The following is an 18,965-nucleotide window of genomic DNA, read 5'->3' as shown; positions in this document are numbered from 1 at the left end:
AGGGAAGGGCACTCACATGGTCAAAGTAGCCGTCTTAGGCGCTGGATCTTGGGGCACGGCCTTGGCAAAGGTTTTTGCGGACGCGGGCAATCAAGTGATGTTGTGGGCTCGCCGGCCGGAGCTTGCCCAGGCAATTGCTGAAACCCGCGTGAATGCTGATTACCTTCCTGGGATTAATTTGCCGGCGGGCATCGAGGCCACGTCTGATGCAGTAGCGGCTGTTGATTCCGCACAGATCGTTGTGCCTGCTGTGCCCAGTCAGACGATGCGTGAAAATTTAGCTGAATGGGCGCCTTACTTGCCATCTGATTCCACGCTGGTGTCCATTTCTAAAGGTATTGAGACGGGCACGTTTAAGCGGATGTCAGAGGTCATCGCGGATGTCACGGGTGTGGCAGAAGACCGTATTGCTGTCCTGTCAGGGCCTAACTTGGCGCGTGAGGTGGCAGAGGAACAACCAGCTGCCACTGTGATTGCGTGCACTGATTTAAATCGCGCAAAACTGATTCAAGCTGCGTGCGCCACGAACTATTTGCGTCCGTACACCAACACCGATGTCGTGGGCTGTGAGATCGGCGGTGCTTGTAAAAACGTTATTGCCTTGGCTTGCGGTATGGCTGCAGGTAAGGGTCTGGGAGAGAACACTCAGACAACGCTGATCACTCGTGGCCTAGCTGAGATCACGCGCTTGGGTGTGCAATTGGGGGCTGATCAGAAGACCTTCGCTGGCCTGGCCGGAATCGGTGACTTGGTGGCTACGTGCAGTTCAACGCTCTCTCGGAACAGGACATTCGGGCAGCGCTTGGGGCAAGGCATGTCCATGGCGGAGGCGCGGAAGGCCACGAATGGTCAGGTGGCTGAGGGCGTGACTAGTTCCACCAGCGTGCATCAACTCGCTGAGGCAAATGGGGTAGAGATGCCTCTCACAGCCGCGGTTCATGCGGTCTGCCACGGGGACATGAAAGTTGATGAGATGGTTGTGGCACTGATGGGTCGATCCAAAAAATCGGAGTAGCACCCAAGTAGTGTGGTGAACCATGATCACACTAGCCGTCGTTTACGGAGGAATGTCGTCTGAGCATTCCATCTCCTGCATTTCCGCAGGCGCCATCATGGCTGAACTGCCACAGGACACCTTCGATATTTTCCCGGTAGGCATCACCCAGGACGGTGTGTGGGTGGAGGGCACAACAGATCCAGTAGGGGATTCCAAGCTGCCGTCTGTTACGCAGGGCCGTGAAATCGCTCTGTCCGTCAACCCGAAACGCCGTGGCGAGTTTTATGACGTGAATACAGGTGAGGTCCTCGCCACCGTCGATGTTGTCTTTCCTGTGCTGCACGGCACTTACGGTGAAGATGGGACGATCCAGGGGCTGTTGGAGATGGCTGGCGTTCCCTATGTGGGCACGGGTGTGCTTTCCTCGGCGTGCTCCATGGACAAGGAGTTCACCAAAGCAATCACTCGTGCTGCTGGTATCCCGGTCACCCGAGAAGTCATCCTCCAAGACGGTGTGGGAGTGGACTCAATTGGTCAGAAGGAACGGGACTACCTCGGTTTGCCGGTGTTTGTGAAGCCGGCGCGCGGGGGATCGTCGATAGGAATCACCAAAGTCACTGCGTGGGATGATCTCGCGGACGCAGTGCGGATGGCGCAGCTCTATGACACGAAGGTCATCGTCGAGGCTGAGCTCGTCGGCGATGAGGTTGAGGTTGGCGTCATCGAGCTGGCCAGCGGTGAGTTGGTGGCATCACCCCCGGCGAAGCTCAACGGCACTGCTGATTCGGATGAAGGTTTCTACGGCTTCGAAACCAAGTACCTGGACAACGTGGTCACCGCGACGATCCCGGCGGGATATGACGACGAGTTGAACCAGCAGCTCGCCGATCTAGCTATTCAGACGTTCAAGGCTTTGGATTGCCGTGGCCTTGCACGCGTGGACTTCTTTGTCACAGAGGCTGGACCGATGCTCAATGAGGTAAACACCATGCCTGGTTTCACCTCTATTTCGATGTTCCCTCAGGTGTTCCAAGCTGCGGGAATGAGCTACGGCGAGCTCCTCAACACACTGATTAGTTCCGCTCTGGAACGGTCGAGGAAATAACACCGGAGATTGTGTTCAGGGCTTCATCCCCGAGGCCAGTCGGCAGCGACAAAGCGATATTTGCTTCACGGCCAAGTGCGTAGAGAGTTGTAGCTAGGCCACCGGAGGTTTCAGGATTGTCGGTGGCCGCTTCATCTTCAAACCACGGAATCTCATTGACTTGCGTGAGCACTGCCCCCGGCGCGTAGCTGTCTGGTTGCTTCACGCCGCAGCGAACAACGATGGGCTCAAGGCCATCGCCCGCCCAGGCCTGCGTGCGGTCCTTGTTTAGGCCTTCAACCCCTTTGACATCAACGGGGGTGTAGCCTTCCGCCACCTCTTCGGGCAACGCGGCGATGAATTCATCACAGGCACGTGCGGAATAATCCTGGGCGTCTTCCAGCGTTGCTAGTGGTGCACGTGCTGGTTCAGGGGCCGTGCCTTCAGCTGCGCCCAGGTTCAGGCCTTCAACTGGGTTGTCGTGACGGCCGAGAGCCGTGTTGTCAGCCGTCACTGCCAACACGGGGGAGCGGTCGACGGTGAACCAGGTAGCCAGGCCAGTGCCTGTGGGATCACCCACCTTCACCCATTTGGCCCCGGCAGCGGTGAACGTGGGGCTGAGTTCTGTGTATTGCAGGGGCATATCCACACCACAGCGCAGCGTGATGCGCTCGGTGGAGGAGGACTGCCACACGGCGGCACCAGCCGGGGCGGGGTCCGCCAGCGGTGTGCGTTTGTGGCCAGCGAGCTTTTCAGGCAGCTGTTCAACCACGGCAGCGCATTCGGGGGATTCGGCCAGCGGTGCTGGGAGGGGTGAGAGGACAACAGGCTGGTGGGCAGTGCGGTCCAAGACAAATTTGGATCCAGCCAGAACACCGATGACCAGCAGCAGCGCTAGCCCGAGGGTGATGTACACCAATGTGCGGTTCATGGGTGCGCCGGTGGAAGATTCTGTGTGTGTACTCGCCGTGCTCATAACGGCACAGTCTATCTGGTGAGAGGTACAGAACCCATGGCAGCTACCCCGGGCGCGGTGTTGTGGCCTACGGTCGTTTACCCTGTGACCTGATTGTCTTCATTCTCCCCGTCTGATTCCATGCGAAAGGCGCGACGTTCTGTGATCAACACTGGCTTTCCCCTTGATGGTCCCACCTTGGGTGAGATCGGGGAGGACGCTGTTATCCGCTCCATCATTGAAGCCAGCCCTTCGGCTGTGAATGGTGATGATGCAGCTGTGCTTCATCCGCCGTCCCCTAATTCCCGGATGGTTGCCACGACCGACATGATGGTGGAGGGGCGCCATTTCAGGTCGGATCTGACCACCCCGTTCCTGTTGGGGCGAAAGGCTGTGGTGCAGAACTTTGCCGATATTGAGGCGATGGGGGCTCGCCCATTAGCCGCGTTGCTGTCTTTTTCCGCACCCAGCAGGACTCCAGCTGCGGTGGTGGCGGACATCGCCCGCGGTATTGGCACGGAATTGGATAAGTACGGCACCGAGCTCGTGGGTGGAGATGTGACGGCGGGGCAGAGCCTAGTTATGTCGATCACCGCGATCGGCTCCCTCGGCGGCAATCGCCCACCCTTGATGTTGACGGGTGCGCGTGCTGGACAAACGGTGGTGGCGCATGGGCGAATTGGTTACTCAGCTGCGGGGTTGGAGCTGTTGGAGTCCGGCATCACTATTCCGGCAGAACTGGAGCCGCTCGCGCATGCTTACCAGTCGCCGGAGCTCACGCCAGGGTGCGGCATGGTTGCGCGTTCAGCTGGCGCTACCTCGATGACGGACAATTCGGATGGTCTGCTGCATGATGTCGGAGTTTTGGCGCAGCGCTCTGGTGTCCGGATTGATTTGAACTCCGATGCGATCGCGCCAGATGCGTTGTTGGTCAAGGCCGGTGAGATGCTGGGGGTTGATCCCTGGAAGTGGGTATGTGAAGGAGGGGAGGACCACACGTTGATAGGCACCCTGCAGGCCGAGGCGCCGGTGGGTTTCCGTCCCATCGGGACGGTGCACAAGCCAAGTAGTGAGAGCGGGTCCAGTGCCGCAACCACCTCCAGCATCTCCGTGACCATCGATGGGAATGCGCCACAGTACACACGCGGGTGGGAGAGTTTCTCGTGAGTCTTCCCGTTCACCCTTCGTGGCAGGAGCCGCTGGCCAGCGTTGAGGATCGCATTCATGCGATGGGGGATTTCCTCCGCACACAGCCAGCGTATTTGCCGGCGGGGAAGGACATCCTTCGGGCTTTTCAGGATCCGTTTGAGAGTGTCCGAGTACTCATCCTTGGCCAAGACCCGTATCCCACACCGGGACATCCGATGGGCTTAAGTTTTTCTACGCAGCCAGGAGTCAAGCCGCCGCGTTCCTTAGTGAATATCTATGCAGAGCTTTTCGACGACTTAGGCATCCCACCCCGCACCGACGGCGACCTAAGCTCCTGGGCAAGCCAAGGGATCATGCTGCTTAACCGAGTTCTCACCGTTGCGCCGGGGCAACCAGGCTCCCACCGTGGCAAGGGCTGGGAAGAGGTGACGGAGACGGCGATTCGTGCGCTTGCTCAGCGTAGAACACCGCTGGTTGCCATTTTGTGGGGCAAGGATGCGCAGACCGCGAAGGCCTTCTTGGGGAATACGCCGTGCATTATGTCTCCACATCCATCTCCGCTTTCAGCACGCCGTGGATTCTTTGGTTCGAGGCCGTTTTCCCGTGCTAATGAGGCTCTTGCTGCACAGGGCGGGACCGGTGTCGACTGGGCATTGTAGAGTTAATGGCCATGACTTCTGCTGAGACTATTGATGGCGCCCGACTCCTGTCATGGGCGCGCCGTTCAGCAGATGAATTGGGGCGTCACCGCGAAGAGATCAACAGCCTGAATGTTTTCCCCGTCCCGGACTCGGACACGGGCTCAAACATGGCATTCACCATGGCTGCTGCCGTGCGTGAAGCTGCGGAATGTGAAGCTGACGCCACCGCTGATGTTGTTGCGGAGGCTCTGGCCGTCGGCAGCATCAAAGGTGCTCGTGGCAATTCCGGTGTGGTCCTTTCGCAGGTGCTGCGTGGCGTTGCCCAGGCAGCAGCAGATGGGGATTTGGATGGCAGCGCTGTCGCGGCGGCTTTGGGCAATGCCGTTACCTTCGTGGAACGCGCTATTGCGGAACCTGTTGAAGGCACCATCATTACGGTCTTGCGGGAGGCGGCGAGGGCGGCGGAGGGGGCGTCGATAAGAAATCTTGATTTGAGCGATGTCACGGCGGCGGCTTTGGCATCCGCTGAAGAAGCTCTTGCGAACACTCCTTCTCAGCTGGCTGAACTGCGCGAAGCCGGTGTTGTGGATGCGGGCGGTACAGGCTTGGTGTTGTTGCTCAAGGTGCTTAATGCTGAGGTGACTGGTGGCAGTATTCATGGAACCGCGGGGGATGACGCGGATCATGAGAGCGCACATGATGAGGCGGATCATTCCCATGGGGTAGCAGGCTGGCTGGAAGTCCTGTTCATGTTTGAAGGACCGTTGGATGAGCTTGAAGCTGTGTTGGCCACGATGGGCCGTAGCCTTGTGATCGCGCGAGCGACGGATACACATGGCAAGGTACACATTCACACGACGGCAGCTGGTGCGGTGATTGAGCGAGCTTTTGAGCTCGGTGCCGTGAGTGACCTGCGGTTGGAGATCCTGCCGGATGCCACCCCGATGCACGAAGCGCGACGCGTTGGTCGTCTCATTGTGGCAATTACGCCGGTTGGTTCGCTCATGGATTTGTACAACCGCGCGGGTGCTGTGGCGGTGGCTCCGGGGCCCAACGTGGTCGCGGACGTTTACCGCGAAATAGCGGCTTCCGGTGCGCATGAAGTGATCATTCTTCCTAATGGGCAGCTTGACCGGGCCACCGTGGAGGAGATCGAATCGACAGCGGCGAATGAGTCCTTGGCGCTGACACTGCTCCCCACTGTCCGCCTGGTCAACGGCATCGCGGCGGTATCTGTCCATGATCCGCGCCTGCCTGTTGATGAGGCCGCGGCAGTGATGAGCGAAGCTGCTGAGGAGATGGCCGTGGCGGACATTGTGGCCACAGATGGTGGTATGGAAGTCGTCGCACGCGACACGCTGATTGTGCGGACCGAAAGCCTAACCGCAGCCGTGCGGGACGCAGCTACAGTGATGTTGGATGGCGGTGGGGAACTGGTGACAGTTTTGGTCTCCCCGCAGGATGTGGCCAACGTAGATGTGGAGGCGCTGGAAGCTGACCTTGACGCTGAGGTCGTGGTGTATCCCGCAGATGGGTTAGGCTCGGCCGGACAGCTCGGAGTGGAGTAAAACATGCTGGGTCTGACTAATTTCACCCCTCTAAACTTGGTCATTCCCACGGCACCTGCGCGCGCGATTGCGAAGCACCTCGGGATTGAGACAGTTGCTGGTCTCCTAGAGCACTATCCCCGCAAATACCTGCAATACGGCACGGGGGACGCGTTGGATGGTGTCCTGCCCGATGACACGATCAGTTTCATCGGCAACGTTGAAAGCGTGCGCACCATCACGACGTCCAAGCGTCCAATTTTTAAAGCCGTCATCACCGATGGGTCTCAATCGATTGAGGCTTCCTTCTTCGGCGCGAAGTATGCCCCGCGGGTACTCAAGCCTGGCGTGCGCGCGATGTTCACGGGCAAGGTGAAATTCTTCAGGGATCAGCCGCAGATGCAGCACCCGGATTTCATGATCCTGTCTGCACCGGGGACCCCTCAAGCAGGCAGCAACAAAGGTGCTTCGACCGGCTCGATCAAAAAGCTTTCGGTCTTTGGGGATCCGGATGAACTTCTGGCTGGACGTGATTTTCTTCCCGTCTATCCAGCCACGAAGAGTCTTTCCACGTGGACGATCATGGGTGCTATCAGTATGGTGCTGGACACCATTGAAGAGATTCCTGAACCGCTGGGGTACACGCCTCCGGGGCTGCTGTCTTTGCATGAGGCGCTCAATCAGATTCACAACCCCACCTTGCAGGGACCGCACGCGGCGATGGAGCGACTCAAATACAACGAGGCATTGAGCGTCGCGCTTGTCATGGCTATGCGTAGGCGTGATGATTCCTACCGTCAAGCCACCGCGCTGCCACGCAAGCCTGATGGGGATATGTCACACCTGGTGGATCATCTTCCGTTTAAGCTCACCGCCGGGCAGGCAAAGGTACTTGAAGAGATCTCCGCTGACCTTGAGCGCAGCACCCCCATGAGCCGGTTGCTGCAGGGTGAAGTGGGTTCCGGTAAGACCATCGTTGCTCTTGCCTCGATGTTGCAAGCTGTTGATAACGGCATGCAGTGCGCCCTGCTTGCACCGACTGAGGTGCTCACCCTGCAGCACGAGAAGTCCTTGCGCAAGACCCTCATGCAAACGGGGGTGCACGCGCGCGTTGTTGCGCTGACAGGGTCCATGTCCACGGTGCAGAAACAGGAAGCGCTGTTGGCGATTATGACGGGTGAAGCTGACATCGTCGTTGGAACTCACGCGATTATCCAGGACATGGTGGAATTTTTTAACCTTGGCTTCGTCGTGGTGGATGAGCAGCATCGTTTTGGGGTGGAACAACGCAATCGTTTGCGTGATAAAGCAGGGGAGAACACACCGCATCTGCTGGTCATGACAGCAACGCCGATTCCCCGCACCATCGCCATGACGGTGTTCGGGGACCTGGCTGTGTCCACCTTGACTGAACTTCCCGGTGGACGTAAACCCATCCAGTCCGCGGTTGTCCCTGAGTTCAAGCGGGCGTGGGTGGAACGGGCCTGGGAGAAGATAAAGGAAGAGGTTTACAGTGGCCACCAGGCCTACGTGGTGTGCCCGCGTATTGATGGTCCAGGGGGTGTTCTTGAGGTCGCCGACACGCTAGAGCGCCGAGAGCTCGAAGGGCTCACCATCGGTGTCCTGCACGGTCGCATGAAGAGTGAAGAGAAGGATCACGTCATGTCCGCCTTCGCCGCGGGAACAATCGACGTGCTGGTCTCCACCACGGTCATTGAGGTGGGCGTGGATGTGCCCAACGCCACCGTGATGATGGTGCGCGAATCAGAGCATTTCGGTGTTTCCCAGCTCCACCAGCTCCGCGGACGCGTTGGCCGTGGCGGTCACGCTTCACTGTGTCTCTTCCACACGTTCGCGGAGGAAGGATCGCCCCAACTGGAACGCGTCACCCGGATCGCGGAAATCTCTGACGGTTTCCAGCTCGCCGAACTTGACCTGGAAACCCGCTCCGAGGGTGACGTTCTGGGCACATCCCAGTCCGGTACGGACCGTCAACTGCGGTTGCTGAATCTTGTGCAGGACTATGAGATTATTCAGCGCGCGTACGACGATGCGGCGGACTACGTGGACTCTGCGCCCGAACGTGCACGGGAGATCGCCGAGGATCTCTTCCTCGACCCCTTTGATTATCTGAACAAGAGCTAACTCAAGCTAGAGTGTTGCGCATGAACCGCATCATTTCGGGTGAAGCCCGAGGCCGGAAGATCAAGGTCCCACCGGAGGGCACCAGGCCCACTGCTGATCGTGCGCGTGAAGGCTTGTTTTCCTCGTTGCAGGTCCGTTTCGGCTTCGCCGGCCAAAATGTGCTTGATCTATTTGCCGGCTCCGGAGCCCTCGGCTTGGAAGCTGCGTCCCGTGGCGCGGCTGAGGTCGTGCTGGTGGAAAACGACCCGCAAGCGGTAGAGATCATCCGCTACAACGCGGGGGTTGTTGGTCACCCGAACGTGCACATCGAACCCGTGAAAGCATCGACCTATGTTGCCCGTGCCCCGCGTGAGCATTTCACCATGGTCTTGGCGGATCCGCCGTATGAGCTTGCGGACGAAGCGGTGGTGGACATGCTCAACGCCCTCATCCCCTCCCTGGCTGATGAGGCTGCAGTGGTGATTGAACGCCACCGTGATAGCCCGGAGACAGCGTGGCCGGAGGGATTCACGCCCACTGGGCAGAAGCTGAAGAAGCGGCTGTATGGTATCGCTCGTATGGATATGGCCACGTTCCACCGCAGGAAGGACGAGGAATAGTGACGAAAGCAGTGTGCCCCGGATCCTTTGATCCCGTGACAAACGGCCACGTGGATATTTTCACACGTGCCGCCAAGAGCTTCGAGGAAGTCATCGTCCTTGTCACCGCGAACCCGAACAAGCAAAGTGGCTTGTTCAACATCGAAGAACGCATGGACATGATTCGTCAGGCCACCAGCCACATCCCCAACATCACGGTGGACACATGGGGTGGGCTGTTGGTGGACTACACCACGGCAAACCATGTGGGTGCCTTGGTGAAAGGCCTGCGCTCTTCCCTGGACTACGACTATGAGCTGCCGATGGCGCAGATGAACCGTCGCTTGTCTGGGGTAGATACCTTCTTCCTCATGACGGATGAGAAGTATGGCTACATTTCCTCATCCCTGTGCAAAGAAGTGGCTAAATATGGCGGCGACGTGAGCGGACTGGTGCCCGATCACGTCGTGGAGGCCATGAACGCCAAGTTCAAGGATTAGAAGCACTCGAGAAATCTCACCACTTCCTGAATATGCGCACCTGTTTCCCCAGGTCGGCGCTCTTGCGATGAGAGATTTCTCGAACGCTAGAAGATAGAGGAAAGAAATTCCTTCGTCCGCTCGTGCTGCGGGTTGTCCAGCACCTGCTCCGGCGTGCCGTATTCGACAATCTGACCGTCAGACATGAAGGCTACGTTGTCAGCCACCTCATGGGCGAAGGCCATCTCATGGGTGACCACGAGCATGGTCATCCCAGAAGCCGCTAGTTCACGCATGACGCGGAGGACTTCACCGACGAGTTCGGGGTCGAGGGCGGATGTGGGTTCGTCGAAAAGCATGAGCTTCGGATCCATGGCAACCGCACGAGCGATGGCGACACGCTGCTGCTGACCACCCGAGAGCTGTACCGGATACGCCTCAGCCTTGTTGGCCAGGCCGACCTGCTCAAGCAGTTCCATCGCGCGCTTCTTCGCGGCCTCCGGCTTCATGCCTTTGACATGGATCGGCGCTTCGATGATGTTCTCCAGCGCGGTGCGATGACCGAAGAGGTTGAAGTTCTGGAACACCATGCCCACCTCGCGACGCTGCAGTGCGGCTTCTTTCTCGGAGATTTCATGCAACGCACCGTTCTTCTCCCGGTAGCCGATGAGCTCACCATCGACGTACAGGCGACCAGCAGTGACCTTTTCCAGGTGGTTGACACAACGCAGGAACGTGGACTTGCCGGAGCCAGAGGGGCCAATGAGACAGGTGACCTCTCCCTTATTCACCTCTAGGTTGATTCCCTTGAGCACGTCAAGAGTGCCAAAAGACTTCCATACATCAACGGCTTGAATCATAGGGGTGCTCATTTAAGAGTTCCTTTCCACGACGGTGACGTTGTTCGGGGCCTTACCCTCAGCGTCAGTGAGTGCCGCCAACTGGCGGGCGGTCAGTTCGCGGGTAACACCGCGGTCAAAATAGCGCTCCAAGTAGTGCTGGCCAACCATAAGGATGGATGTGATGATGAGGTACCACGTTGCGGCAACAAGCAGCATGGGCACTGGCTCGAAGAGCGCGGCAGCGATGTCTTGGCTGCGGCCGTAGAGCTCGAGGGAGTAGGGGACAGCGACAACGAGGGAAGAGGTCTTCAGCAGCGAGATGAACTCATTTCCGGTAGGTGGGATGATGATGCGCATGGCTTGCGGCAGCACGGTGCGGCGCATAGTCATGCCCCAGCCCATGCCCAAGGCTTTCGACGCTTCAATCTGGCCAGCAGGCACCGAGTTCACACCAGAACGGACAATCTCTGCCATGTAGCCAGCCTCGTTGAGACCCAAGCCGATCACGGCGAGGGCGAAAGCAGAAGACGTCAGTGCGTCGAGGGAAACCTCTGTAAACCCTAGGTTGATGGACTGGTAGATCGCACCAATGAGACCCCAAAAGACCAACTGCACGTAGATCGGGGTGCCACGGAAGACCCACAGGTACAGCCAAGCGATGGATTTGAACACTGGGTTCGGCGACATGCGCATCACTGCCAGCACCACGCCGAGCACAACACCGATGATCATGGACAGAACAGTCAGCGCGAGGGTGTGACCAGCAGCGGTAAGAATGCGGGTGTCAAAGATGTATGCCCTGTACGTGGACCACCCATAGGCATCACGGCCGGCGGCATCGACGATGAACAAGATGAACAGCGCAACGAGGATAGCTGCGGTGATCCACCGTCCGGGATGGCGCAACGGTTTGGCTTCGATGCGCTCTGGGCGTGTGGGTTTGAGCGTCATGGTTATTGTCCTCCCACGGGTTGTTCGTTAATAAGAGCTTGGTCGAGCAGGCCGGTCCTCACATTCCACTGCTCCATGATGCGTTCGTACTCGCCAGTGTCGATGAGATGCTGCATGGCAGTGGCCAAGGCTGGCCCCAGTGGGGAGTCCTTCGGCACAGCAATGCCATACGGTGCCGCATCAAACATCTCCCCAACCAATTCGAGCTTGCCGTCTGAGCGGTCGACAGCCCACGCGGAAACAGGGGAGTCCGCACTCAGCGCATCGGCGCGACCGACGAGCACAGCAAGAGCAGCGTTGTCTGACGTGTCGTAGGAGAGGATGGTGATGGGGTTGCCTTGCTCCTCACACTTGGCGGCCTTCGGTCGCACATCATCCGTTTCGGAGACGGTGGTGCGCTGTACAGCCACGGTGAGACCACAGGGGTTAGCCGGATCAACATCGTTGCCAGGAGATTGCGCCCACTGGATGCCGGCGTAGAGGAAATTGACAAAGTCAAAGTTCTGTCGGCGTTCCTCGCTATCCGTAAAACCCGACATGCCAGCATCAAGCGTGCCTGCTTGCACTGCGGGGAGAATCATGGCGAAGTCTTGGTCAACAGCGCGGAATTCCAAGCCCATGACGCTAGCTAGGGCGTGGCCCAAATCCATCTCCATCCCCACGATTGCGCCTTCCGAGTCCTTAAACTCGAAAGGCGCGAACGGTGGGTTGGCGCCAATGGTGAAGAAACCGTCCTGACGGACATTGTCCGGCACCATTGCTGCGATCTCGGGTACTTCAGCTGGGGTAATTTGTTCCCAGCCGTCTGGATTTCCGCCTTCTACGTTGGTGACACAGCCACTCAACGCGCCGACAGTAGCGGCGGTGAGCATGGCGGTGGCCACCTTGCGAGGTTTAAACATAAAAAGAAGCATACAATGCCTTCGAATGAAGATTATTGTATGCCTCTGGATAAAGTGGAAGAATTTTTAAACGCTGATTGAGCAGTGCATTCTTGGATTATTAGCGTGGCAGTTTGGACATGATCAGCTGAATAATCTGACCAATCACCGTCACACCAACCGCAAGGATCACGTAGTTGATGATGGCCTGGGTCACACCCTGGGAGCTCTGCTCCGTATTGTCAGAAGACATCAGACGGTACGGTTTCACCACCATGTCGAAGAAGCCTTTGGCGCTATCTTCCTTCATCGACGAGGCCTTCTCCGGATCAAAGGCATTCTCAATGCCGCGACCAATAGCGGTATCAGCACCCTTGGTGCTCTTCGCGGGTTGTGCATGAACAGCGGGTGCAGCGGAAAGGGCCAAGGTGGCAGCGGTGGCAACGGCAATCATCTTTGTACGCATGACAGTGAAGTGTAGCTTTACTAGCCCCAATACAAAACTGAGTTGGTGTACAGAAACTCACAACCGCGGTGGAGTTGCGGAGTTTCACACGGATAACGGCCCGGCCGAACGGTCACCGCGCAGGCGTTTGATCACGTTCTCCGCTGAAATCAAACACATCGGCACACCCACGCCTGGCACGGTTGTCGCCCCAGCGTAGTAAAGGTTTTTTAATTTCCGCGAGGTGTTTCGCCCGCGCAGGAATGCCGATTGTTTCAGCGTGTGCGCAGGCCCGATCGCACCACCGGCCCAAGCGTGATAGAGCTCTTCAAAATCAGCCGGGCCTAAGGTGCGTCGGACCATGATGCGCTGGGGCAAATCAGGAATCCCGCACCATGCAGCCACCTGTTCAATAGCAGAATTTGCGATAGCTTCCACCGTTTCGGAGGCATGCACGTGGTATGCATCGCCGTGCCCAAGATTTGTGTCAGCTGGCGTGGGAATGAGAATGAAGAGGTTCTCATGACCTTCTGGCGCTGTGCTCGGATCCGTCGCGGACGGCTTGGAAATGTAGATCGACTGGGACGCGCCGTTTCGCCGACTAGCCACTGGGCCACGGAAAACCGCACCAAAGTCATCAGACCAATCGGCACTAAACAGCAGGTTGTGGTGTTCAAGCTGGGGGAGTGCGCCCTTCACGCCAAGCATGACCAGCACCGTGCCCAAACCGGGGTTGCGGGCGGCAAAGTACTCCTCGCTATACGTGCGTTTATCGTGAGGAAGCAGCTGTGTTTCAGTGAATTTCAGATCCGCGGCAGACACCACGATGTCAGCAGAAAGCTTTTCGACGTCCGCGTTATCCCGCCTCACCGTCACCCCGGCAGCTCTATTCCCCTCCGTATCAATGGCTGTCACCGCTGTATTGAGCTGAATCTCGGCGCCGTAGGCGACAGCTTGATCCGTAATGGCCTGAACGACGGCGGTGAATCCACCGCGGGGATACTTCACTCCTTGGACAAGATCTGTGTGGCTCATGAGGTGATACATCGACGGGGTGTGTGCCGGATCAGAAGAGAGGAACACCGCTGGGTAGGAGAGCATTTGGCGAAGCCGTGTGTCAGTAAACCGTCTCGCCACAAAGCTTTCCAGGGAGCGGGTGAGGTACTCGGCGAGTTTGGAGTAGTTCCGCCGCACCGCGGGCACAAAGAACGCAGCTGGGGAACTGAACGTGGTGTACAGGAAGTAGTCCACTGCCAGCCGGTAGGTTTCCCCGGCGCTATCCAGATACTCTGCCAGCGTCACTCCCGCTCCAGGCTCTATGGTTTCGAATAGAGCGATGGCTTCATCACGGTTAGAAGGCACATCAATATAGGTGGCTCCCTCAGGGAAGAGCCGGTAGCCGGGATTGAGATCCACGAGATCAAGGACATCCGCAGTGCGCGTGCCACAGAGCTCAAAGAAATGGTCAAAAGCCTCGGGCATGAGATACCAGGACGGACCGGTATCAAAACGAAAGCCGTCAACATGGAGATCTCCGGCGCGGCCGCCGATGGCATCTAGGCGTTCGATCACCTTCACGGCATAGCCCTCCTTGCCCAGCAACGCGGCTGTGGCCAGACCAGCGATGCCAGCGCCAATCACAATGGCGGTGCGTCCGGCATGCGCACTTTCATGCGTGGTCATTGCCGTGGATCCTCCGAGAACGAGGACATGCTTTGGCGCTGGCCAGCAACACGGGAAGCGGCACGTGCCGTTAACCACAGCTTGCGTCGACGGGGAACACTAATGCGTGTAGTGGCTAGTACGGCTGCGGGTGTCACATCAATCATGTTTGTCAATTCCTCGAAAAGATCGGCTGCCGCAACAACACCGGCTCGTACACGGCGGGGGAGCAGACCGATGGATTGCCGTGCTACCGCAAGATCTGCGCGAATATCAGCAACGATGGCATCTTTGGCAGCATCATCGAGTGGTTGGTTCGCGGCTGGATTGATTCCGGGGAAATAGGAACGACCGAGCTCCCGTGAGTCGACTGCTATATCTCGGAGGAAATTGACCTTCTGGAAGGCCGCGCCCAAGGAGCGTGCGCCCTCGGCAAGCTTTGCCTCCACGGCAGGGGAGAAAGGCATGCCTGCGGTGAACGTCGATAAGCAAAGAAGCCCAATGACTTCCGCTGAACCGTACACATACTCATCAAAGTCATTTTGTGTGTACGTGGTTTGGTTGGCGTCCCTGCGCATGGAAGTGAAGAAGGCGGTGATATGCGCAGGATCAAATGCGCAGCGTCGTGCTGTTTGGGCGTAGGCGTGAAGGATAGGGTCGGAGTGGAAACGCTGAGACGGCGCGGCAAGCACAGCGACTTCATACGCATCGAGCAGCGCAGAAACATCAGCCACCGACGCTTGCTGCGCAGTACCATCCACAATCTCATCCGCAATGCGGACTACCGCATAAAGATTCCGGATGTCTACCTTGGTCTGCCCGGGGAGCAGCTTCGTGGCCATGGTGAAGCTTGTGGAATACTGCTTCATCACCGCGGCCGCAGCATCGCAACACATCGCGTCGTATCGCCGCAAAAAGCGATCCGAGGACATTGCACTCATAGGACATAAGTTAGTGCGTGGCGGCCAGAATGCCGAAACGGTACGGGCCTTGACATATGCACAGGCGTGTATTTTTTAACAAGAAATTCGTTGAAAACTCTTAACATTGGGCTGGACCATGCACTAAATTCATTTCATCATGTGAAACCCGCCCCGCTGCGGCTGGCATAGGAAAGGTCCATACGTGGAAACCGTCATTACAACGCTGAATGGCCTGATTTGGTCCAACTGGCTCGTTTATCTTTGTTTGGGCGCCGGGGTGTACTTCACTCTGGTGACCTTGTTCCTGCAGGTGCGCTGCTTGCCGGACATGATCAAGCAGGTGTCGTCGAGGGAAGACTCCGCTGACGGTATTTCGCCGTTCCAGTCCCTCATGATCTCGCTTGCCGGCCGCGTCGGTGTGGGCAACATCGCAGGTGTGGCCACCGCGATTGCCTTTGGTGGCCCGGGCGCTGTGTTCTGGATGTGGATCGTGGCCTTCCTCGGGTCCGCTACGTCCTACATCGAGTGCTGTCTGGCTCAGATCTACAAGGAGAAGGACCAGGACACGGGCGAATACCGTGGTGGCCCGGCCTACTACATTGAGAAGGCCTACAAGCACACCAAGGCCGGCAAATTCGCTCTCGTCTACGCGATCGTCTTCGCGGTCATGATGATCCTGGCCACGTCCTACTTCCTGCCGGGCGTGCAGGCCAACGGTGTGTCTGGTGCAGTTGAGAACGCCTGGGCGGTTCCGACATGGGTGACCGCGCTTGTCATGGTGACTCTGCTGGGCATCATTGTCATCGGTGGTGTGAAGCGCATCGCGTGGTTCGCCTCCATGGTTGTGCCCTTCATGGCACTGATCTATGTGATCGTGGCTATCGCCGTGCTCTTTGCCAACGCATCTGAGATCCCGGAGGTCTTCGGGCTGATCTTCCGCTCCGCATTCGACAAGGAAGCAGCATTCTCTGGTCTCCTCGGCTTCGCCATTATGTGGGGCGTCAAGCGTGGTATTTACTCCAACGAAGCTGGCCAGGGCACCGGCCCGCAGTCCGCTGCTGCCGCCGAAGTTTCGCACCCGGCGAAGCAGGGTTTTGTTCAGTCCTTCGCTGTGTACGTTGACACTTTGCTCATCTGCTCCGCTACCGCGTTCATCATCATCTCCACCGACATGTACCGCGTGTACGAGAACGGCATCGAAGACGGGCCAGTACGTTTCAGCGGTGCTGTGGCGGACACAGTTAAGGTCGGCCCCGGTTTCGTGCAGTCCGCACTTGACTCCTTCACCCCGGGCCTTGGCGCAAGTTTCGTGGCGCTGGCCATCCTGTTCTTCGCCTTCACCACGATCGTCGCCTACTACTACATGGCTGAGGTCAACTTCACCTACCTGAACCGTTGGATCAAGAATGAGAAGACCCGCTCCGTGATCATCTGGTTCCTGCGTGTCCTCATCCTCGGATCCGTCTGGGTGGGCGCCACCACCACCCCGGGCAACGCATGGGCACTCGGCGACATTGGCGTGGGCGCGACAGCTTGGCTGAACATTCTGGCCATCCTGGTCATCCAGGCGCCCGCCCTCAAGTGCCTGTGGGATTACCGCCGCCAGAAGAAGGCCGGCCGCGACCCCCAGTTCGACCCTGAAGCACTGGGCATCAAGAACGCCGATTTCTGGGTTGCACGCAAAGCCGCCATGGTTGAGGCCGGCACATGGGAGACAGGCGAGCTTATCGACGAACCCCGTCTCAACGACCCCATCCTCGACCGCTACCCACGCATTTAGTGGGATAACAGCCTCTGGAGCGTGCTGATTTCAGCGCACGCGATCCCGTGCGCTATTCTTTCCAGAGCACGCCCCAGTAGCCCAATTGGCAGAGGCAACGGATTCAAAACCCGTCCAGTGTGAGTTCGAGTCTCACCTGGGGCACGGTGTGAAGTCTCGAGACATAGTTCCGGTTATGCCTCGGGGCTTCTTTCTTTTAACCCGAGACCTGGGTGTTGACGGTATGCCCTCAACTTTCCGAAGTTCAGTGCGGTCCAGGTGTTTTAATGAGGGTTCTGCACGATATTCGAGAATGGTGCAGCGGGGAGCCACGCAGGAGCGCGGTGAGACCTCACCGTCTACTGGCGGCTAGTCCATCTGCGGCTGCTATTGGGTGAGTTCGAATTCCACGAGCTCACCCTCGCGCCCGTTGATCACCAGGCTTATAGCCTGTGTACCGGGGTAGTAGGTACGCGTGCTGGTGATCCGGAACGGGTGTGTCTTGGTCACGACACGGGTTTCACCCGGCTCAAGCGTGTATTTGCCAAGGCGGAAAACGCTTGGTTTGCGGGTTCCGTTCTTCTTGAGGAAGTGAACGCGGTATTCCGCCAGTACATTCGCGGGCGCATCGCCCGTGTTAATGAGCGTCGCTGAAAGAGTCGCCTTCTCCCCAACACCCACAGCGTGGGGGAATTCGGGGCGAGTCATGGTGATGGCGGTAGGTGACGAGAACCCGGCCAGCTCCAAGGCCTCACTGTGACCTTGCTTGATCAGCCCACGCAACCCGCGTTCCACTACCCATGCGGCGTGCGGTGCACCGCTGTCTGCCCATCGCCGAGCAGTTGCGAGCGCCAAGTCCGGTTGTGTTCGTCCGATGTCGTTGAGGTTGTTGGCCACGGATTTACGCACGAAGAGCGATTCATCCGTATATAACCGGTCCAGGACCGGAATGATCGGGGAAGGATCCGCCACAAACGGTGTGTGCACCTTTGCCCATGGCAGGCGTGGTCGGATGCCCTCAGAAGCCAGACGACGCACGTTGTGGCTGTCCGAGCCTGCCCACTCATGCACCCGCGCCATGGTCAGCTCCGGGTAGCGCTCGAGGAAGGGACGCACAGCCCACTCGCCAGTAAAGGCCCTCGTAAGAGCCTCGATTGCACCTAGAGAAACCTCCGGATTATCCACCCCGTATAGCTCAATAAAACGACTCACCGGCCACAAGTGAAATGCGTGGTTGAAGTAGCCCTCGCCCTCCGCAAGCTCGGGCCCAAGCTTATCGACGATCCCTCCAACCACCTCCGCATAGTCCCCCGCAAGCCTCTCTCGAAGCCCCTGAGCAAACACAGTCACACGGTCCAGGATCTCTAAACTCTCAACGCGCGGCGCGACCCACGTGGCGTATTCCGCACCATCAATCCCCAGTTGCGCACCGAGTTTGTTTGCCGTGTCAGCGTTGAAGTAGTCCTTCAATTTGGGGGCCATGACTGTGCACAATACCGGGTGTGGAGAAACCTCTACATTTCACTGCGTGACTACTTTTTATTGGCCATAGCCAGTTCATTAATTCTTGCTACGTTCTGCGCCGGGTTCTCAATCGAGAGGATCAGCCGACTGAAGTCTTCGTTGGTTAGTTCAATAACTACGGCATCCTCGTATCCACTGACATTCCAAAAGTGTTTCTCTCCTCCAGTGCGGAATGTTCCGGCAAACTTCTTCCCCTGTGCGAGCCCCGGCCCACGGAAGCCTTTCGGTTCATCTTTGATACCCGGGTCGTGGGTGGCGCCTCGAACATGGCTCCACGGCACCTTGATAGAGCCTTTAAAGGACCAAACTTTGTTCATCCCAACGGGTGTTGCGCGCGTGCATTTAGTAACACCGTGGTGACTATCGGGTAACGCGATGGTGAGTATCGAGTAACACTGCAGTT

The 18,965-nt window shown here is 58.0% G+C and carries 18 protein-coding genes and 1 tRNA gene; 10 read left to right on the top strand and 9 right to left on the bottom strand.

Going from position 1 to position 18,965, the window contains the following annotated elements:
- Window positions 1-16: 16 nt before the first annotated feature.
- Both QP994_RS05825 and QP994_RS05820 read left to right on the top strand, forming a co-directional pair.
- Entirely contained in the window at window positions 17-1,015 is a 999-nt protein-coding gene (locus QP994_RS05825) for an NAD(P)H-dependent glycerol-3-phosphate dehydrogenase (protein ID WP_284865753.1), read from the top strand.
- A gap of 22 nt (window positions 1,016-1,037) precedes the next feature.
- The gene (locus QP994_RS05820; protein ID WP_284865693.1) at window positions 1,038-2,102 is read left to right on the top strand and encodes a D-alanine--D-alanine ligase family protein; all 1,065 of its coding nucleotides are present in this window, start codon (window positions 1,038-1,040) and stop codon (window positions 2,100-2,102) included.
- Here the strand turns inward: QP994_RS05820 and QP994_RS05815 are convergent.
- Window positions 2,071-3,057, bottom strand: a complete 987-nt coding sequence (locus tag QP994_RS05815; protein WP_284865692.1) for a DUF3515 domain-containing protein — start codon at window positions 3,055-3,057, stop codon at window positions 2,071-2,073. The genes QP994_RS05820 and QP994_RS05815 overlap by 32 nt on opposite strands.
- Window positions 3,058-3,198: 141 nt before the next feature.
- Between QP994_RS05815 and QP994_RS05810 the strand changes: the two genes are divergently transcribed.
- Genes QP994_RS05810 through coaD form a run of 6 tightly spaced genes read left to right on the top strand, consistent with a single transcriptional unit; the run spans window position 3,199 to window position 9,596 of the window.
- Entirely contained in the window at window positions 3,199-4,203 is a 1,005-nt protein-coding gene (locus tag QP994_RS05810) for a thiamine-phosphate kinase (protein WP_284865691.1), read from the top strand.
- Complete coding sequence (locus QP994_RS05805; RefSeq protein ID WP_284865690.1) at window positions 4,200-4,844, top strand: uracil-DNA glycosylase; 645 nt, start codon at window positions 4,200-4,202, stop codon at window positions 4,842-4,844. The genes QP994_RS05810 and QP994_RS05805 overlap by 4 nt, the downstream gene beginning before the upstream one ends.
- An 11-nt stretch (window positions 4,845-4,855) precedes the next feature.
- The gene (locus QP994_RS05800) at window positions 4,856-6,394 is read left to right on the top strand and encodes a DAK2 domain-containing protein (protein WP_284865689.1); all 1,539 of its coding nucleotides are present in this window, start codon (window positions 4,856-4,858) and stop codon (window positions 6,392-6,394) included.
- Between the two features lie 3 nt (window positions 6,395-6,397).
- Window positions 6,398-8,518, top strand: a complete 2,121-nt coding sequence (locus QP994_RS05795) for an ATP-dependent DNA helicase RecG (RefSeq protein ID WP_284865688.1) — start codon at window positions 6,398-6,400, stop codon at window positions 8,516-8,518.
- A gap of 20 nt (window positions 8,519-8,538) precedes the next feature.
- Complete coding sequence (locus QP994_RS05790; RefSeq protein WP_284865687.1) at window positions 8,539-9,117, top strand: RsmD family RNA methyltransferase; 579 nt, start codon at window positions 8,539-8,541, stop codon at window positions 9,115-9,117.
- The gene (coaD, locus tag QP994_RS05785) at window positions 9,117-9,596 is read left to right on the top strand and encodes a pantetheine-phosphate adenylyltransferase (RefSeq protein WP_284854934.1); all 480 of its coding nucleotides are present in this window, start codon (window positions 9,117-9,119) and stop codon (window positions 9,594-9,596) included. The genes QP994_RS05790 and coaD overlap by 1 nt, the downstream gene beginning before the upstream one ends.
- Window positions 9,597-9,682: 86 nt before the next feature.
- Here the strand turns inward: coaD and QP994_RS05780 are convergent, their stop codons facing one another.
- From QP994_RS05780 to QP994_RS05755, 6 genes are all read right to left on the bottom strand, one after another.
- Complete coding sequence (locus tag QP994_RS05780; RefSeq protein ID WP_284854933.1) at window positions 9,683-10,447, bottom strand: amino acid ABC transporter ATP-binding protein; 765 nt, start codon at window positions 10,445-10,447, stop codon at window positions 9,683-9,685.
- Window positions 10,448-11,368 carry an amino acid ABC transporter permease gene (locus QP994_RS05775; RefSeq protein WP_284854932.1) on the bottom strand — a complete coding sequence of 307 codons (921 nt, stop codon included), beginning with the start codon at window positions 11,366-11,368 and terminating at the stop codon, window positions 10,448-10,450.
- Window positions 11,369-11,370: 2 nt separating this feature from the next.
- Entirely contained in the window at window positions 11,371-12,270 is a 900-nt protein-coding gene (locus tag QP994_RS05770; RefSeq protein ID WP_284865686.1) for an ABC transporter substrate-binding protein, read from the bottom strand.
- 100 nt (window positions 12,271-12,370) lie between these two features.
- Entirely contained in the window at window positions 12,371-12,715 is a 345-nt protein-coding gene (locus tag QP994_RS05765; protein ID WP_284854930.1) for a hypothetical protein, read from the bottom strand.
- 84 nt (window positions 12,716-12,799) lie between these two features.
- Entirely contained in the window at window positions 12,800-14,377 is a 1,578-nt protein-coding gene (crtI, locus tag QP994_RS05760; RefSeq protein ID WP_284865685.1) for a phytoene desaturase family protein, read from the bottom strand.
- Entirely contained in the window at window positions 14,374-15,288 is a 915-nt protein-coding gene (locus QP994_RS05755; protein ID WP_284865752.1) for a squalene/phytoene synthase family protein, read from the bottom strand. Before QP994_RS05755 ends, crtI begins: the two co-directional genes overlap by 4 nt.
- A gap of 193 nt (window positions 15,289-15,481) precedes the next feature.
- Between QP994_RS05755 and QP994_RS05750 the strand changes: the two genes are divergently transcribed.
- The gene (locus tag QP994_RS05750; protein ID WP_284865684.1) at window positions 15,482-17,059 is read left to right on the top strand and encodes an alanine/glycine:cation symporter family protein; all 1,578 of its coding nucleotides are present in this window, start codon (window positions 15,482-15,484) and stop codon (window positions 17,057-17,059) included.
- A 70-nt stretch (window positions 17,060-17,129) separates the two neighbouring features.
- Window positions 17,130-17,203: transfer RNA gene (locus QP994_RS05745), tRNA-Leu, on the top strand.
- A 222-nt stretch (window positions 17,204-17,425) separates the two neighbouring features.
- On the opposite strand, the gene QP994_RS05740 is transcribed toward QP994_RS05745, so the two are convergent.
- Both QP994_RS05740 and QP994_RS05735 read right to left on the bottom strand, forming a co-directional pair.
- On the bottom strand, window positions 17,426-18,520 hold the full coding sequence (locus QP994_RS05740; RefSeq protein ID WP_284865683.1) for a DNA alkylation repair protein: 1,095 nt from the start codon (window positions 18,518-18,520) through the stop codon (window positions 17,426-17,428).
- 50 nt (window positions 18,521-18,570) lie between these two features.
- Window positions 18,571-18,965, bottom strand: a 395-nt coding sequence (locus QP994_RS05735; protein WP_350338195.1) for a hypothetical protein, incomplete at its 5' end; no start/stop codon positions are given.

This window comes from Corynebacterium sp. MSK044, from assembly GCF_030232825.1.
Taxonomy (GTDB): Bacteria; Actinomycetota; Actinomycetes; order Mycobacteriales; family Mycobacteriaceae; genus Corynebacterium.
This window is presented reverse-complemented; position numbering and strand designations above follow the sequence as displayed.

Bases quoted from the DNA above. Each gene is read 5' to 3' on its own strand.
- QP994_RS05780 (WP_284854933.1), bottom strand. From the start codon at position 10,447: ATGAGCACCCCTATGATTCAAGCCGTTGATGTATGGAAGTCTTTTGGC.
- QP994_RS05765 (WP_284854930.1), bottom strand. From the start codon at position 12,715: ATGCGTACAAAGATGATTGCCGTTGCCACCGCTGCCACCTTGGCCCTT.
- QP994_RS05815 (WP_284865692.1), bottom strand. From the start codon at position 3,057: ATGAGCACGGCGAGTACACACACAGAATCTTCCACCGGCGCACCCATG.
- QP994_RS05825 (WP_284865753.1), top strand. From the start codon at position 17: ATGGTCAAAGTAGCCGTCTTAGGCGCTGGATCTTGGGGCACGGCCTTG.
- QP994_RS05775 (WP_284854932.1), bottom strand. From the start codon at position 11,368: ATGACGCTCAAACCCACACGCCCAGAGCGCATCGAAGCCAAACCGTTG.
- QP994_RS05820 (WP_284865693.1), top strand. From the start codon at position 1,038: ATGATCACACTAGCCGTCGTTTACGGAGGAATGTCGTCTGAGCATTCC.
- QP994_RS05770 (WP_284865686.1), bottom strand. From the start codon at position 12,270: ATGTTTAAACCTCGCAAGGTGGCCACCGCCATGCTCACCGCCGCTACT.
- QP994_RS05755 (WP_284865752.1), bottom strand. From the start codon at position 15,288: ATGTCCTCGGATCGCTTTTTGCGGCGATACGACGCGATGTGTTGCGAT.
- QP994_RS05795 (WP_284865688.1), top strand. From the start codon at position 6,398: ATGCTGGGTCTGACTAATTTCACCCCTCTAAACTTGGTCATTCCCACG.
- QP994_RS05800 (WP_284865689.1), top strand. From the start codon at position 4,856: ATGACTTCTGCTGAGACTATTGATGGCGCCCGACTCCTGTCATGGGCG.
- crtI (WP_284865685.1), bottom strand. From the start codon at position 14,377: ATGACCACGCATGAAAGTGCGCATGCCGGACGCACCGCCATTGTGATT.
- QP994_RS05740 (WP_284865683.1), bottom strand. From the start codon at position 18,520: ATGGCCCCCAAATTGAAGGACTACTTCAACGCTGACACGGCAAACAAA.
- QP994_RS05790 (WP_284865687.1), top strand. From the start codon at position 8,539: ATGAACCGCATCATTTCGGGTGAAGCCCGAGGCCGGAAGATCAAGGTC.